The organism is Trinickia caryophylli (assembly GCF_034424545.1).
GTDB lineage: Bacteria > Pseudomonadota > Gammaproteobacteria > Burkholderiales > Burkholderiaceae > Trinickia > Trinickia caryophylli.
This window is the reverse complement of record NZ_CP139970.1, coordinates 1605268-1621300: the sequence shown is the minus strand read 5'-3', so window position 1 is coordinate 1621300 and position 16033 is coordinate 1605268. Positions and strand designations below refer to the sequence as shown.

Genomic DNA, 16033 nt, shown 5'->3' with positions numbered 1-16033 from the left:
CCATGTTGTTCAACTCCTATCTCTTCCTGTTTCTCTTCTTGCCGGTTGCGCTGGCCGGGCACTATGCCGCAGCCAGGCTCGACCGGCGGCTTGCGGCACTCTGGCTCTGCCTGATGTCGTTCGCGTTCTATGGCTGGTGGAATCCGCAGTTCGTGGCGCTGCTCGCCGCATCGATCGCGTTCAACTTCGCCGCGAGCCGGATCGTCATGCGGTGCGAGGGCCACCCTCGATGGCAAGGTTTCGTTGTCGGCGCGAGCATTGCCGCCGATCTGGCCGTGCTGCTCCACTACAAGTATGTCGCGGCGCTTTTCAACTTTCTCGCCGGCCTCGGCTTCGCGCACGCGGCACCCGACACACCGATTCTCCCGCTCGGGATTTCCTTTTTCACGTTTACGCAGATCGGCTATCTGCTCGATTGCCGCTCGGGCATCGTGAAAGAGCGCAGCCTGCTCAGCTACGTCCTGTTCGTCACGTTCTTCCCGCATCTCGTCGCCGGTCCGATTCTGCACCATCGGGAGATGATGCCGCAGTTCGCACAGTGCGAGACCTACCGCTTCCGCGCGGAGAACCTCTCGGTAGGCTGCGCGCTTTTCGCGATCGGTCTCGCGAAAAAAGTGCTGCTCGCGGATGGCGTCGCGTCCTACGCCGATGCGGGGTTCGCCGACCCGGGACAGTTGGGTTTGTGGGCCGCGTGGGGCACGAGCGTGGCCTATGCGCTGCAGTTGTACTTCGATTTCTCCGGCTATTCGGATATGGCGCTGGGGCTCGCGAAGATGTTCGGCGTGCGCTTCCCGCTGAACTTCAATTCGCCGTACAAGGCCGGCAGCATCATTGATTTCTGGGCGCGCTGGCACATCACGCTGACGCGTTATCTCACCGCGTATCTGTATTACCCGCTCGCGATGGTCATTTCCCGTGCGAGGGAGCGCCGCGGCCTGCCCGCGGGCTCGGGCGCGGCGCGCTCGCCGGGCGGATTCGCGGCGACGATCGTCGTGCCGACCGTCTTCACGATGAGCCTCGCGGGCATCTGGCATGGAGCCGGCGTTCAATACCTGGTATTCGGCCTGCTGCACGCGGGTTATCTTTCGGTCAATCATTTCTGGCGCATTTTCGTGGCGAGCCGCCGGCCGCATGCCGGCCGCAGGCCGCCTGCGAGCGCGCCTGCGCGCGGCATGGCCATGCATGTACTGTCCGTCGCGCTGACGTTCGCGGCCGTGCTCGTGGCACAGGCCTTTTTCCGTGCGAATGGCGTGCACGACGCCTGGCGGCTGATCGAGGGGATGCTCGGACTGCATGGCGTCGAAACCGCTGCGGTGTTTCCATCCCTGAGCGGGCTGCAACCGGGCGATGCCTGGCGCTTGCTGATAGGCCATCACCTCGAGGCGCTGCGGATCGCCGTGTTGCTCGGTATCGCATGGTTCGCGCCGAACGCGCATCAGATATTGGGTGCGCACTCGCCCGCACTTTTCAAGGCGCAGGAGGCATCGCCGCCGTTCATGCGGTGGCGGGCCAATACACCGTGGCTGATGGCCACGCTCGCGCTGCTGCTCCTGTGCATCGCCAACCTGCACAAGGAAGCGCGCTTCCTCTATTTCCAGTTTTGATTGCAACGGAGTATTGCCATGCCTGTGAACGAAATCGAAACGCGCGTTGCGCAATTGATCGAAGAGATCGTTTTGACCGGCGTCGATGCCGATACGATGCTCATCGACTCGGGATTGATCGACTCGCTTTCGGCCGTCGACGTGACGCTTGCGGTCGAGCGCGAATTCGGCGTCAAGATTCCGCCCACCGAAATCGACGTGCATCTCGAGTCGGTTCGTACGCTCGCGCAATACATCGCGTCGAGCCGTTGAGTGCGGGCCGCGGGCCGGATGCCGGATGCCGCGCGAGCGGCCGATCATTGTGCGGAGTGATTCATGCATTTCGATTTCGAGCGCTTCGAATTCGTCGATTCGCAGACGGCGCAGGAGCGCGTCGCGGTCGTCGGCCCGTCGGCGTCCATGCGCTGGTCCTCGCTGCGCACGGCTGTGCGGCAGTGGGCCGACGACGCGCAACGTGCGGGCGTGCGGCGCGATGTCCCCCTCGTCATCACGGGGCACAAGGAGCCCGCTTTTCTCGTGGCCATGTTGGGCTGCCTCGCGAGCGGTGTGCCGTTCGTGCCTGTCGACGTCATCAATCCGGCCGAGCGCGTGGCGCGCATTACCGAGCTCGTGCGCGCGGGACTGCGCTACGACGCGCAGGCCCGAGCCTTCGTCGACACCGGGGTGAGGGCCGCACCGCTTGCGGAGAAGGACGTTGCCTACGTCATGTTCACGTCGGGCAGCACGGGAGATCCGAAAGGCGTGCAGATCGGGCGCGAGAGTCTCACCCTCTTTGCCGCATGGATTCGCGATTGCCTCGCATTGGGCGATGCGCCCGTCTTCATGGACCAGATGCTGTTCAGCTTCGACTTCTCGCTCTTCAATTGGGTCGGTGCGTTGGCAACGGGTGGTGTCTGTGCGCTGTGCCCGCGTGAGGCGATCGCGGACCGCGCGGCCTTCGCCGACTATCTCGCCCGTGCGAAGGTGAGTATCTGGGCCTGCACGCCGTCGTTCGTGCGTCAGCAATTGCTCGATCCGGCATTCGACCGCGCGCATCTGCCCGATTTGCGCGTATTCGTGTTCGGTGCCGAATCGTTGACGCCCGCTGTGGCCGAAGCGCTCTGGGCCCGGTTTCCCGATGCCCGCATCGTCAATTCGTACGGTCCGACCGAGGCAACGTGTTCCACCACGTGGGTCGAGATCGATCCGGCGCTGCGGGCGGCCGCGCCTTCGCCGTTTCCGATCGGCAGGGCGAAGCCCTATGCCGACGTCTTCATCGACGACGGCGAAATATGTATCGCGGGCAACCATGTCATGCGCGGGTACTTGAACCGGGCCGATCTGAACGACACGCGCATGTTCGTGCGCGGCGGCAAGCGCGGCTACCGCACCGGCGATCTGGGGCACATTGACGAAAACGGGCTCGTCACGTTCAGAGGGCGTCGCGACGATCAGATCAAATTGCACGGATACCGGATCGAGCTGGCGGAAATCGATGTCGCGCTCGCGGCGTTGCCCGGCGTGCGCGCCGGTGCGGCCGTTGCGCTGCGGCGAGCCGATGGGCAGGCCGTACGTATCGTCGGTTTCGTCGATCCCGACGAGCCCGGCCCGCCCGGGCTTTTGCCGCCGCCGCCGTCGCTTGCGGGCTGGCGCGCCGAGCTTGGGCGCCGGCTGCCGTCGTACATGGTTCCATCCGAGCTGATCGTCTGCCACGGCTTTCCGCTCACCCAAACCGACAAGGCCGACCGTCCGCAACTGGCGCGGATGTATCTGGCCGCCCGCCTGCGTTCTTCTTCGGAGCCCGTCCAATGATTCGCGTATTGCGTCGTCGTTCTGTTGTGCGATTCGTCGCCTGGGCCGTCGGCATCGCGCTGACGGCGAGCATGAGCGCGGCGCGCGCCGAAGGGGCGTTCGCTCAACTCTACGCGGCCCGTCCGCCGGCCGGGTCTTCGTTCGTGCGCGTCGTCAATCCCGGCGATGCCCCGCTGCGCGTGCGGATTGCCGACGGCCCGGCGCAGACGCTGGCCGGCGAAAGAATGGCGAGCACCTATGCCATCGTCCGCGCAAATTTGCCCTTCAGCGTGGTGCTCGATGGCAAGGTGTTCAAGCGGCAAGTGGCGCCGGATACATTCACCACGCTCGTGGCGAAGCGCGAAGGCGATCATCGGTCGCTGCAGGCCATCGACGACACCGGCGCCGCCCAGGATGCGCTGAAGGCGGACTTGCGCTTTTACAGCCTCGTGCAAGGGTGCGAAGGACGGCTTGACGTGGCCGGTGCCGGCGGCCCGACGCTTTTTCCGAGCGTTGCGGCATACAGTGCGGCCGGGCGCGGCATCCGTCCCGTCGCCGCGGCGTTGTCGGCGTCGTGCGGTGCGTCGCAATCGGCAACTTACAAACTCCCGGCGCTTCAGCCGGGCGATCACTACAGCCTCTTCCTGACAGGGTCCGCCGCCGCGCCGGTGCTGCGTGGCCAACTGAGCGAGGTCGATCCTTACCGGCAATGAACGGATTCGGTCATAGCCCGGCGGCGGATGACCGCCATCAACGAGAACCACGCATGCGTACGATATTCCGGGACGATCACCTCCAGTTTCGCGATCAGGTGGCGCGATTCGTCGACAAGGAGATACTGCCCGCTTACGGGAGCTGGGAGCGCGACGGCATTACGCCCAAGTCGCTATGGCGCAGGGCGGGGGCGAGCGGTCTGCTCAATTGCGCGCTGCCCGAGCCCTATGGGCAGGGCGGCGACTTCATCCATGCAGCCGTCGTCATCGAGGCGTTGGCCAGGGCGAATTGTCTCGGCATCGGCTTTTCGATTCATTCCGACATGGTGGCGCCGTACATCTGGCATTTAGGCACCGCCGCGCAACGGGCGAGGTGGCTGCCCGCGATGGCTTGCGGCGAGGCGATCGGCGCGGTGGCGATGACCGAGCCGGGGGCCGGCAGCGACCTGAAGGCCATCCGCACGCACGCGCGCCGGGATGGCGGCGAATACCGGCTCAACGGCCAGAAGACGTTCATTACGAACGGCGTCAACGCGGATCTGGTCGTGGTGCTCGCCAGCACCGCGCCGGAGCTTGGCGCGCGCGGCATGTCGCTCTTCGTCGTCGAGGCCCGCACCCCCGGCTTTTCGAAGGGACCGGCGCTTGCGAAGATCGGGCAGCATTGTCAGGACACGTGCGAGCTTTTCTTCGACGACGTCCGCCTGCCCGCCGATTGTCTTCTCGGCGAGGAGAATGCCGCGTTCGAATACGTCATGCGAGAGTTGCCCCAGGAGCGGCTGGCCATCGCATTGCGCGCGGCGGCCTCGCTCGAGGGCATGCTCGAGGCCGCGATCTCGTATGCGGGACAACGCAAGACGTTCGGGCGCCGCGTGCTCGATTATCAGAACACGCGCTTCAAGTTGGCCGATGCGCTCGCGAAAAGCACGATGCTGCGGGCCTTCCTCGATCAATGCCTGGACCGCCATATGGCGGGCGAGCTCGATGCGGTGACGGCCGCGATGGCGAAGCTCAATGCGACGGAGCTGCAAGGCACCGTGCTCGACGATCTCCTGCAGCTCCACGGAGGCTACGGCTACATGGCCGAGTACGGCATCGGTCGTGCATGGGCCGATGCGCGCGCGCTGCGCATCTTCGGCGGGACGAGCGAGATTCTGCGCGAGATCATCGGGAAGTGCCTGTAGACGGCTCGGCACGCCGGCTGCCGTCGCCGAGTGCGCTCAGCCACCGCTGCCTCAGCGCCTCGGCTTCCGGCGTATCGTCGAGCACCCAGGGATCGATGGCGAAAGCGACGACACGTTGTGCGCCGTAGTCGCGCGCGATGTCCCATTGCGCCTCGACGCGCGAGTACGGCGCCGTTTTCGCGCTGAACCCGGTGCCGCTTCGAGCGGGCGGCAACTGCTCGAACAATTCGAGAATCAGATCGAACCGGGCCCGACGCTCGACGAGCATGTCGTGCAGCGGCTGCAGTCCGCGATAATTCTCGAGGCCGGCAACGCCGGCACCGTCCTGGATCATCGGATGGATGTCGACGCGATCGAGCAGCGTGCTCCACATGTCGGCGAGCGTATTGTTCGAGGGCAGCGCGCTTCGATAGGTCGAGATCGTGGGCTCGTGCCCGCATGACCCGATGGCCGCCGTCGACAGCCCGCTCAGCCAGTTCGAAAGCATGTCGAGGCGCACGGGCGAGGCCCAACTGTACTGCTCGAGCTCATAGGGGATATACCAGCCGCGGAACGCACTGTGCGAAACCCACGGCGCGTTCGACATGCCGGTGCGCGCCCGCGCGCCGGTTTCGTTCAGGAAGCCCGCGACCGTAGCGTCGTCGGCCGCGGCGATGGCGGTCCACCAGCGCTCGTCGTAGGTCAGGCCCAGATGCACGCCCATGCCGAGCGCGTCGCTCTCGTCGAGGATCAGCCGAAGCAGGGTGTCAGGTGCCGCCCATGCGGCGTCTCGCTCGCCTTCGACGCCGACCCACTGCACGAAGATTTCGTCGCATCCGAGCGCGCGGGTGGCCGCGAGCCGGCTTTGCCACTTCTCCCGAGGCCACGCCAGATGCGCGAGCCACAGCTGGATGAAGCTGCCGCCCGTTACCGGCGAATGCTTGCAGCCGGCCAGCGGCAAAAGAGGAATGGCCGCGCAGGCCTGCAACAGCCGGCGCCGCATCGGCGATACGGGTGAGCTCATCGGCAAGGGGCGAATGAGAGCGAGCGGGTGGCGCCCGCGCTTTGCGGCGGGCACACTCCGTTATAACGGAGGCGGGCAGATCATACGACACCGGACGTGACTGCGCCCGCCTTTTTGCATGTCGCCGGCCAGGGTGCGGCGCGGCTCGAGCCGGTGCCGTGGGCCGGTCCGAACCCCCATTTCTTCGTCGGCCGCACGACCCCGGTCAATCGGCTGGGGTATTGTTCGCGGCCGGCGGCGGGGCGGGCACCTCGAGGTCGAGCAGGGCGCTGCTCACCGATTTGCCATGTGCGTCGAGTGCCAGCGAGCGCGTCACGCCGCCGCCGAGCGCTCGCCGCATGACGAAGTTCATCGCCGCGAGCAGGGGCAATTCGTAGCGAACGACATCGCCCAGTACGATGCCGCTCAAGTGCGCTTTCACACGCGCCGGCGTGACATGGGCGAGCAGATGGGGGTAATCGCGCGGATCGCGGCAGATGACGGAGACGTTCAGCGTATCGCCCTTGTCGCCCGTGCGCGAATGCGCCAGCATGCGCAGCTTCATTCAGACCTCCACCATTTCGATGCGCGGACGCACCGCGTCGCGCGGCAGCAGGACCGATTGCACCGCCAAGACCTCGCGCACGCTCTTCGTCGCGCCGCCGCCGCCTGCCGGACCGTTCGTATAGAGCGTTTCGACCTCGTTCGCGAGGCGCAGGGCTTCTTCGCGCGTGCGCGTGCGCCCGGCCACGCGTACGCGTACCTCATAGGGTTCGTCGCGGTTCGGGGCATGTGCCGCGGGCGACGAGCCGTAGAGCGAATCGACGCCGATCAGTTCGCCGCGCAGTTCGTCGACGGCAACGCCGGTCGCCGCGAGCCGCTCGCGGACGATGTCGAGCGCAAGCCGCCCGCGTGCGACGGCGCCCGGGCCGCCATAGGAGATCTGGCCTTCGCCGATGAAGCCGTCGATATAACCGACCGAGACCTTCAACGTCCCCGTGGGCGCGTGGCCTTGCCCGCCGCTCACGTGCACACGGTCGCGCGATTGCTCGACGATGCGCACGCCCGTGAAATCGGCAACGACATCGGGCTGCAGATAGCGGGCCGGGTCGTGGATCTCGTAGAGCAGTTGCTCCTTGCAGGTTGCCGCCGTCACGAGGCCGCCGGCCGACGGGACTTTGGTGACGACGACGCTGCCGTCGGGCGACACCTCTCCGATCGGAAAGCCGAGCCGCGCCAGCGCCGGGACGTCCTTGCAGCCGGGGTCGGCGAAGTAGCCGCCGGTGACCTGGCCTGCGCATTCGAGCAGATGGCCGACGACGGTACCCTGACCGAGCCGCTGCCAATCGTCGAAGGCCCAGCCGAACTCGTGCACGAGCGGCGCGAGAAAGAGCGAGGGATCGGATACGCGCCCCGTCAGCACGATGTCGGCGCCAGCCTCCAGCGCGGCCACGAGCGGCGCTGCGCCGAGATAGGCGTTGGCCGAGACGATCCGCGAGACGAGCGGCTCCACGGGCTGCCCCGTTTCCTCGAAGCGGCAGCCGCCGTGCAAGACCGCGTCGAGCACGTCGTCGCCGAGCACCGCCGCGATCTTCAGGCCGCGCAAGCCCAACGACGCAGCGATGGCGGCGCTTGCTTGCGCGGCGGCGAGCGGATTGGCCGCGCCCATGTTCGAGATGATCCGCACGCGGTTTCGCCGCGAGGCAGGCAAGACCGCGCGCATGCGGGCTTCGAGCAGCGGGTCGTATCCCTTCGACGGATCGCCGCGCCGCGCCTGCTGCGCAAGCGCGATCGTGCGTTCGGCCAGGCATTCGAACACGAGGTAGTCGAGCGCGCCGTGCTCGGCGAGCTCGACGGCCGGCTCGATCCGGTCGCCCGAATAGCCGGCGCCGGCGCCCAGGCGGACGAGTGTTTTCGGTCGTCGTGCTGTCATCGTCAATGTGGTTCGAGCAAATCGTTCAAAGCGAGAAGATTCCGAGCGCGACGCATGCCGCCGTCATGACGAGCGACGCGCCGAAGAGCAAGGGAAAGGTGAATTTCTGGTGATCGGCCAGATCGACGCGCGTAAGGCCGCATACGAGGAACGTTGCGGGCGTGAGCGGGCTGACCGGAAAGCCCGTGGTCATCTGGCCGAGGAGCGCGGCCTGTCCGATCTTTACGGCCGGCACGCCGAGCGAGCCGGCCACTTCGGCTACGACGGGCAGCACGCCGAAATAGAACGAATCCGGATCGAAGAGCAGGCTGAGCGGCATCGAGAGCACCCCGAGCACGACGGGAATATGCGAGGCCATATCGGCCGGCACGAAACCCACGGCCACCTGAGCCATGGCCTTCAGCATGCCGCTGCCTTGCATGATGCCCGTAAACGCGCCGGCCGCGAGCAGGATGCCGGCCATCATCAGCGCCGCGCGGGCATGCGCATCGATGCGCCGCCGCTGCTCGTCGACGTTCGGATAATTGACGATGAGCGCGATGCAAAGCCCGACCATGAACATCAGCGCGGGTGGGACCTTCTCTCCCATGACCACCATCGAGCCGAGCACCACGAGCGTGAGCACGACGTTGAACCAGAAGTTGCGCGGGCGCCGCAGCGCTTTCTCCTCGTCGGTCAGCACGCGCTCGGGCATCGCGAACGCGCCGCCCGAGGCGGCAGCCTGGATGCCGAGGCGCTTTTCCTCGCGCCGCCCGAGCCAGTAGGCGGCCCCGAAGACGAACGCGAGCCCGACGAGCTGCGCCGGTATCAGCGGATTGAAGAGCGCGGGCACCGGCAGGTGCAGCGAGGCCGAGGCGCGGATCATCGGGCCGGTCCAGGGCAGAAAGTTGACGCCCGCGGCCATCGATACCGCCGCGGCGAGCACACGCCGGTCCATCCCGAGGCGATCGTAGAGCGGCAGCATCGCGGGAATCGTCACGAGGAAGCAGACGGCGCCGGAGCCGTCGAGGTGGATCAGCAGCGCGAGCAGCGTCGTGCCCATCACGATGCGCGTCGGCCGCGTGCCGACCGTGCGCAGGATTCGATCGATGATCGGATCGAGCGTGCCGGCATCGGTGATCGTGCCGAAATAGAGGATTGCGAAGACGAACATGCCGACGACGGGGGCCAGGCTCTTGAGGCCGTCCACCACGAATTTGCCGGTATGCAGGCCGAAGCCGCCGATCAGGGCGGCGGCGAAGGGCACGACGATCAGCGCCACGAGCGGCGTCATCCGCTTCGTCAGAATCGCCGCGAGCAGTACGGCGATCGTCAAAAGTCCGAGCAAGGGCAATGGCAACACGCGTATGTCTCCAATATTGTCTTTTAGTGGGCACTAGCGTAGTTTTGGCGGACCGATAAAACAATTGAAATGATTTGATTGCAGCAATCACGGACTTTTATGGATCTGAGCTTGCGGGACATCCGGGCTTTCGTCGCCGTTGCCGATACGGGCAGCTTCACGCGCGCGGCGGCGCGGCTGCATCTTTCCCAGCCCGCGCTGACCGTGCAGATCCGGCGGCTCGAGGAGGCGCTCGGCGCCCGGCTTTTCGACCGCAACAGCCGCAGCGTCGCCCTGACCGCGCTGGGGCGCGAGCTCTTGCCGCTCCTGCAAAAGACGCTCAACGACATGGAGAACGTGCTGTACGACGCCCGCGCGCTGAGTGCGGGCGCGCACGGGCGGCTGCGGCTCGCGTGCCTGCCGTCGTTTGCGTCGAGTGCGCTGCCCGACTGCATCCGCTCGTTCGCGCAGGCGATGCCGGGCGTCACGTTCGACGTGCGGGACGCCGTGGCGAGCGCGGTCGACCGGCTCGTGCGCGACGAGGATGTCGATCTCGGCGTAACGGGCGGGGACGCCGCGGACCCGACGCTCGAGGTGCTGCATGCCGCGTCGGACCGCCTTTGCGTGGTCTGCCCGAGCGGGCATCCGCTGGCGTCGAAGCGGCGGATCGGCATCGCCGATCTGCTCGCGCATTCGCTCGTGTTGACGGCGCCCGGCACGAGCGTGCGTGCCGTCGTGGACGCAGCTTTCGACGATGCCGGCTGCGTGCCGACGCTCGCCTGCGAGCCCACCTACATGATGAGCGCGGTGGCGATGGTGAAAGCGCGCCTCGGCGTGACGATCCTGCCGATGTCGGCGCGCGAGATTCGCGCGGAGCGCAGCCTCGTGGCAAAGGCGATCGACGATCGGCGTTTCACGCGGCGCATCGCGCTCGTGAAAAAGCGCGGCAGAACGCTGCCGCGCGTGGCGCAGGCGTTTGCCGAAGTGCTGGCGCAGGCGATGAAGGCGGCCCGCTGAGCGCCGCGACGCGCGCCGCCTCGCTGCCTCGTGCCGCCTCGTGCTGCCTCTTGCTACGGGGCCGGAAACCGAAGCGTGACCGCGAACCCGCCTTCGGGCGGGAAGCCGAAGGTCACGCTGCCGCCGTGCGCCTTCATCACTTCGTTGACGATCGCGAGGCCGAGCCCCGAGCCGGTCTTGCGGGCTCCGTCGGACGGCATGCTGACGAACGGCAGCAGCACCGCATCCCAGTGCTCGCGGGCGATACCGCGGCCGTTGTCCTTCGCGGTCAGTTGCACCGACCGCTCGGACAGGCACAGCGAGACGACGATCTCGTCGACGTCGCCACGGGATATCGCGTTGTCGAGCAGATTGGAGAGCGCCTCGCGCAGGCTGATGCCGTCGCCGAGGATCGCCACGGCGCCGGCCCGATTCTCGAATGCGACGGCGATATCGCGCTCGTCCGCGAGCGGAATCGTGCGGCCGAGCACTTCCTTCACGAGCGCATCCAGCTCGACCGGCTGCAGCGCCACGATCTCCGAGCGATGAATGACCATCGCGTGATTGAGCAACTGCCCCGTCAAGCGCCCGACGTCGGCGCAGGTGTCGCGCAACGATGCGAGGCGTTCGCGGTAGCGGGCCGCGTCCGTTTCAGCGCTGAGCAGCTCGATTTGCGCATCGAGCCGCGCGAGCGGCGTGCGCATCTGATGCGCGGCATCGGCGATGAAGCGCTGCATCGACGCAATGCGCCGCGCGAGCCGCTGCATCAACACGTTGATGGCGCCGATGAGCGCGTTGATTTCGCTCGGGGTGTCGACAGACACGGGCCGCAGATCGGCCGGATCGCGCGCCACGATGATCGTCTCCACCTGGGCGAGCGGGCGAAGCCCGCGTTTGATCGCGAGGCCGCTGGCGCCCACCGCCAGAACGCTCATGAGGGCAATGAGCGTCCATACCTTGACGCTCATGTCGTTCGTGAGCTGCTGACGCGCATGCGTGGTCTGAGCGACGGTAATGACGGCCCAGCCAGGCACGGTCTCCTCCGGCATGTAACGCGCGACGGTGGCGATGCGCACGCGCTGATGCTGATACCGGCCGTCTTCGAACGTGGGGCCTTGCTGGGCCGCTGCGAGCGGCGCCGCACTCGAGAGATCGGCATACCCCGCCACGACCATGCCGCGCGAGTCGACCACCTTGTAGTAGACGACGTCGTATCGAGAAAGCGTCGAGAACGCGGCAACGGGCGGATTGAGCGCCAGCACGCCGCCTTGCACATAAAGATTTTCGGCGACCTGGATCGCGGCGCCCGACAGCAGTTGATCGTAGGCGCGCTCGGCCGCCACGCCCGCATAGTGACGCGCGATCGCAGCAAGCGCCACGGCGCCCGAAGCCACGACGAGCGCGATGAACGCGAGCGTGCGTCCGAAGAGGGTCTTCGGAAACCAGTCAGAGCGCCGCAATCTGATACCCCATGCCGCGCACGGTGCGGATTTCGACCGAGCTTTGCGCGAGCTTTCTGCGCAGCCGCGTGACGTACTGCTCGACGGCGTTGGGCGTGGGTTCCCTGTCGTAGCTGAACAACTGGCTCAGCAATTCCTCCTTCGAAAACACGCGCTGAGGCCGGCTTGCGAGAATTTCGAGGAGCGCGAACTCGCGGCGCGAGAGCGCGAGCGATGTGCCGTCCAGTTCGGCCAGCCGGCTGCTGCGATCGACCATGAGCCCGGCGATGCGCACGACGTCGTTCGCATGCCCGCTTTGGCGGCGCAGCAGGGCTTGCACGCGCGCCTCGAGTTCGCGGTAATCGAACGGTTTCACGAGGTAATCGTCGGCGCCGAGTCCGAGACCGCTCACGCGGTCATCGATCGTCGAGCGGGCGGTGAGCAGCAGCACCGGTGTCGTGCTCCCCGCGCCGCGCATGCGGCGCAGTATCGTAAAGCCGTCCAGCGATGGCAGCATGACGTCGAGCACGACGAGGTCGAAGTGCTCGACGCCGATGAGGCTGCTGGCGGTCGCGCCGTCCGTCTCGAGGTCGACGGCATGACCGAGCCGCGTAAGTCTGCTTCGAATGGCCGCCCCGATGGGGGCATCGTCTTCGACGACGAGAATGCGCATGATCTTGTCTTTCCGTTGCACGGCCCTGTATTCCGGGCGAATGCGGGTTTTCCCGAGCCGGACTGTCAGCATTTTCTCAGAGTCGGGCGCTAATCTGCGGCCAGCGATGCACGCATGAACGAGAGGAGACCGATGATGCCTGACAGGACCCGCCGCGCGCTGACGATGGCGGTGGTGGCCGGCGCGTTGGCACCGGCCGTCGCACTGCCGCGCGTGCGCGAAGTCCGGATCTCGAAAGGCTACGGCATTCTCTATCTGCCGCTGCTCGTCATGGAACAGCAGCGGCTTTTCGATAAGCATGCGGCTCGGCGCGGCCTGAGTGCCTCGGCGAGCTGGGTGCTGCTCGACGGCGGTAATGCGGTCAACGACGCCATGATGGCCGGCACGCTCGACTTCGCAGGAGTCGGTGCGCCGGGATTCATCGAACTATGGGCGCGTGCGCGCGGCATACCGAACGTCGAGGTGATCGGTGTGAGCGGCCTTAGCACGACCTCGCTCTCGCTCAACGTCAATCGCGCGTCGATCCGGACGATCGCCGATTTTTCGCCGGCGGACCGGATCGCCGTGCCCGGAATACGCACGTCGCTGTCGGCGGTCGTGCTGCAGATGGTGGTGGCGAAACTGCTCGGCCCGAAGCAATTCGCACGGCTCGATGCGATCACGGTCAATCTGCCGCATCCCGAAGCGATGCGGGCATTGATCGGCCGCGACAAGGGCGTGAGCGCGCATTTCACGTCGCCGCCGTTTTCATGGCTCGAGCTGCGCGCCCCCGGCATTCACCGCGTGTCGAGTTCGCGGGACGTGCTCGGCGCGCTCACGCTCGACGTGGTGTTCGCGCCGAAGAAGCTCGTCGACGGCGAACCCGTGCTCGTCGACGTCTTTCTCGACGCGCTCGACGAAGCGCAGCGCTTCATCGCCGCCGAGCGGCACGCTGCCGCCAGGCTTTACGTATCGGCGTCGGGCGTACGGGTCTCGGTGGATGCGGTCGTCCAGATGCTGTCGAATCCGGAGACGGGTTTTTCCGTCGTGCCCGATCAATTGATGCAGTACGTCGATTTTCTCTTCGCAGCGGGCACCATCAAGGCGAAGCCGCGCCGCTGGGAGGAAATGTTCGTGCCGCAGCTTGCGCGCTATCGCGCGTGAGCGAACGGCCAGGGCCGGGCAGTGCGGCATTCGCGTGCCGGCCGCGCGGCGTTCGAATCCATTCCAATCGAGATGCAGGAGGAGCAGGCAGTGACTCTCAGCGATACCCCCCATATGCCGTCCGTCGAGGAGCGGCACGTCATGGCGAAGATGGCGCGGCGCCTCATGCCGATTCTCGTCGTCATGTTCCTGATCTCGTTCATCGACCGGCAGAACGTCGGCTTCGCGAAGCTGCAGATGGTGCACAGCCTCGGTATGACGGAGGCCGCGTTCGGGCTGGCCTCGTCGCTCTTTTTCATCGGCTATCTGCTCTTCGAGGTGCCGAGCACGCTGGCGTTGCATCGTTTCGGGGCGCGCCTGTGGCTCGCGCGCATCATGCTGACCTGGGGCCTCATTACCGTGCTGATGGGCTTCACGAAGTCGATGGGGTACTTCTGCGCGCTGCGCTTCATGCTCGGCGTAGCCGAAGCGGGCTTCTATCCCGGCGTCATCTACTACCTCACGCTGTGGTTCCCGCAGAGTTATCGCGCCCGTGTGCTGGGCGTCTTCACACTCGGCAGCGCGCTCGCCAACATGCTCGGCTCGCTCGTCGGCGGCTGGCTGCTGAGCCTCGACGGCGCATTCGGTCTGGCCGGCTGGCAGTGGGTTTTCATCGCCACGGGCATACCCGCGGTGCTCGTCGCCCTGACGGTATTCCGCTTGCTGCCCGCATCGATCGCCGAGGCCCGGTTCCTGAGCGAGCACGAAAAGCGCGTGGTGCTCGCGGCGCACGAGCGCGAGAAGCCGGCCCACGCCGAGCACACGCATCCCTGGAAAGCGCTGCTGGATCCACGCGTGATGCTGTTCGCCGCCACCTACATGCTGATGTCGACTTCGCTTTACGGCGTGACGTACTGGCTGCCCACGCTCGTGAAGACGTTCGGGGTATCGAGCACGACGAACGGGCTGCTGAGCATGCTGCCGTGGGCCATTGCGGCCTTGCTGCTGCTTTGGCTGCCGAGCAGGCTGCGCCGCGCGCGCGGCATCGTCAAGACCATGGCCGCGGTTGCGTTCATCGGCGCGATCGGGTTTGCGCTGAGCCTGCTGCTTCCCACCACGCCGTTGCGTTTCGTCGCGCTCGTGGCCGGCGGCGCCTGTATTCCGCTGCTCTATCCGTGTTTCTGGTCGATGCCGCCGCGCTATTTCACCGGCGCGCGGGCAGCCGCGAGCGTCGCGGCGATCAATTCGATCGGCAATCTCGGCGGCTTTTTCAGTCAGAATCTGATGCCCTATGCCGGCAAGGCGACAGGCACGGCCTTCGGCCCGATGATCGTGCCGATCGTTTGTTTGGCCGTTCTCAGCTTCGGTGCGATGGTGGCCGCTTCCAAGGTCGAGCGGCGCGTGGTCGCGGCGCAGGTTTGATGCATCGGCCGGCGCCCGGCTCGGCGCACCGGTGCCGCCATGGGCCGGCGGCTCAGCGCTTGCGGGCGCGCGTGGCGCCGGTCGCCCGTTTCGCTCGCGCCGCAGGTTGGGTGTCGCCGACCCGCGCATCGCGCTCGCGGGCCCACATCGTCAGCAACGTGCGTGTTTGTCCGAGCAGCGTCGATTTGACCAATGCGATGCGATCGGCGTCGAACTGATCCCATCCCAGCATGGTCAGCGTCGTGCGCGGCGCCATCTGGAAGATCGCCAGCTGTCCATGGAGGCCCATCATGCGGATGCGCGTCACCGGGTCGTCGGGGGCGGTGCCGCCGATTCTCGACGCGAGCGCCGAGCCGATCTGATTGAGTGGCTCGCGCAGCCGCTCGTGCAATATCTGTGAAGCAATTACCGGCTCCTGGCCCATCTGCTCGCGCACGAAGAAAAGGCGCGTGCCGGGCGTATGGGGCGTCAGAAACACTTTGTCCGCCACCGCTTCGAGCAGCGCAAGATAGGCGCCGATGAGGCGCTCGTCGTCCGCGTCTTCGTCGGCCAGCACGTCCCTCACGCGTTGCAGGACGGGTTCGAAACGCGCGCGCACGTGCTCGGCGATCTCTTCGGCGCAGGCGCGATAGACCCCTTCCTTGTTGTCGAAGTAGTACTGCAGCGCCGGCGCGTTCACGCCCGCGCGTGCCGCGATTTCGCGCGTCGATGCCGCCGCGAACCCGCGCTCGCCGAACACGTCGATGGCTGCCGCCACGATGCGCAGCCGCGTTTCGTCGCCGCGGGCATAACCGCCCTCGGCGGGACGGCGAAGACGTTTCGCCTCGCTCATTCGTTCGTTCTCCTTGCTTGCTGCTGATGTCGGCTCCGCACGTGC

General features: G+C 66.5%; 15 protein-coding genes. 8 read left to right on the top strand and 7 right to left on the bottom strand.

Annotated features, from left to right (window positions below; genetic code table 11):
• The first annotated feature begins 2 nt into the window (after positions 1–2).
• From U0034_RS07350 to U0034_RS07330, 5 genes are all read left to right on the top strand, one after another.
• Positions 3–1604 (top strand): MBOAT family O-acyltransferase, encoded by a 1602-nt coding sequence (locus tag U0034_RS07350; protein WP_085228197.1) that lies wholly within the window; start codon positions 3–5, stop codon positions 1602–1604.
• Between the two features lie 18 nt (positions 1605–1622).
• The gene (locus U0034_RS07345) at positions 1623–1856 is read left to right on the top strand and encodes an acyl carrier protein (protein WP_085228196.1); all 234 of its coding nucleotides are present in this window, start codon (positions 1623–1625) and stop codon (positions 1854–1856) included.
• A 63-nt stretch (positions 1857–1919) separates the two neighbouring features.
• A complete protein-coding gene (locus tag U0034_RS07340) occupies positions 1920–3395 on the top strand; it encodes an AMP-binding protein (RefSeq protein ID WP_085228195.1) in 1476 nt (491 codons plus the stop codon).
• Positions 3392–4087, top strand: coding sequence for an alginate O-acetyltransferase AlgF (locus U0034_RS07335; RefSeq protein WP_085228194.1), 696 nt, complete (start codon positions 3392–3394; stop codon positions 4085–4087). The genes U0034_RS07340 and U0034_RS07335 overlap by 4 nt, the downstream gene beginning before the upstream one ends.
• A gap of 53 nt (positions 4088–4140) precedes the next feature.
• Positions 4141–5268 carry an acyl-CoA dehydrogenase family protein gene (locus U0034_RS07330; protein WP_085228193.1) on the top strand — a complete coding sequence of 376 codons (1128 nt, stop codon included), beginning with the start codon at positions 4141–4143 and terminating at the stop codon, positions 5266–5268.
• Here U0034_RS07330 and U0034_RS07325 read toward each other — a convergent pair.
• The 4 genes from U0034_RS07325 to U0034_RS07310 form a co-directional block, all read right to left on the bottom strand.
• Positions 5249–6271, bottom strand: a complete 1023-nt coding sequence (locus tag U0034_RS07325; protein ID WP_233212021.1) for a DUF4434 domain-containing protein — start codon at positions 6269–6271, stop codon at positions 5249–5251. The two genes, U0034_RS07330 and U0034_RS07325, sit on opposite strands and share 20 nt — an antisense overlap.
• Before the next feature lie 205 nt (positions 6272–6476).
• Positions 6477–6815 (bottom strand): AtuA-related protein, encoded by a 339-nt coding sequence (locus U0034_RS07320; RefSeq protein WP_085228192.1) that lies wholly within the window; start codon positions 6813–6815, stop codon positions 6477–6479.
• A complete protein-coding gene (locus U0034_RS07315) occupies positions 6816–8183 on the bottom strand; it encodes an acyclic terpene utilization AtuA family protein (protein ID WP_085228191.1) in 1368 nt (455 codons plus the stop codon).
• A gap of 25 nt (positions 8184–8208) precedes the next feature.
• Positions 8209–9522, bottom strand: a complete 1314-nt coding sequence (locus U0034_RS07310; protein ID WP_085228346.1) for a CitMHS family transporter — start codon at positions 9520–9522, stop codon at positions 8209–8211.
• Between the two features lie 102 nt (positions 9523–9624).
• On the opposite strand from U0034_RS07310, the gene U0034_RS07305 reads away from it, so the two are divergent.
• Positions 9625–10521, top strand: a complete 897-nt coding sequence (locus U0034_RS07305) for a LysR family transcriptional regulator (protein WP_085228190.1) — start codon at positions 9625–9627, stop codon at positions 10519–10521.
• 53 nt (positions 10522–10574) lie between these two features.
• Here the strand turns inward: U0034_RS07305 and U0034_RS07300 are convergent, their stop codons facing one another.
• Both U0034_RS07300 and U0034_RS07295 read right to left on the bottom strand, forming a co-directional pair.
• On the bottom strand, positions 10575–11960 hold the full coding sequence (locus tag U0034_RS07300) for a sensor histidine kinase (RefSeq protein WP_085228189.1): 1386 nt from the start codon (positions 11958–11960) through the stop codon (positions 10575–10577).
• Positions 11947–12612: a response regulator transcription factor gene (locus U0034_RS07295; protein ID WP_085228345.1), complete on the bottom strand. Its 666-nt coding sequence runs from the start codon at positions 12610–12612 to the stop codon at positions 11947–11949. Before U0034_RS07295 ends, U0034_RS07300 begins: the two co-directional genes overlap by 14 nt.
• A 135-nt stretch (positions 12613–12747) precedes the next feature.
• On the opposite strand from U0034_RS07295, the gene U0034_RS07290 reads away from it, so the two are divergent.
• The gene (locus U0034_RS07290; RefSeq protein ID WP_233212020.1) at positions 12748–13755 is read left to right on the top strand and encodes an ABC transporter substrate-binding protein; all 1008 of its coding nucleotides are present in this window, start codon (positions 12748–12750) and stop codon (positions 13753–13755) included.
• Positions 13756–13869: 114 nt separating this feature from the next.
• Entirely contained in the window at positions 13870–15156 is a 1287-nt protein-coding gene (locus tag U0034_RS07285) for an MFS transporter (protein ID WP_102623075.1), read from the top strand.
• Positions 15157–15208: 52 nt separating this feature from the next.
• On the opposite strand, the gene U0034_RS07280 is transcribed toward U0034_RS07285, so the two are convergent.
• Positions 15209–15988, bottom strand: coding sequence for a CerR family C-terminal domain-containing protein (locus tag U0034_RS07280; RefSeq protein ID WP_085228187.1), 780 nt, complete (start codon positions 15986–15988; stop codon positions 15209–15211).
• Positions 15989–16033: the final 45 nt, after the last annotated feature.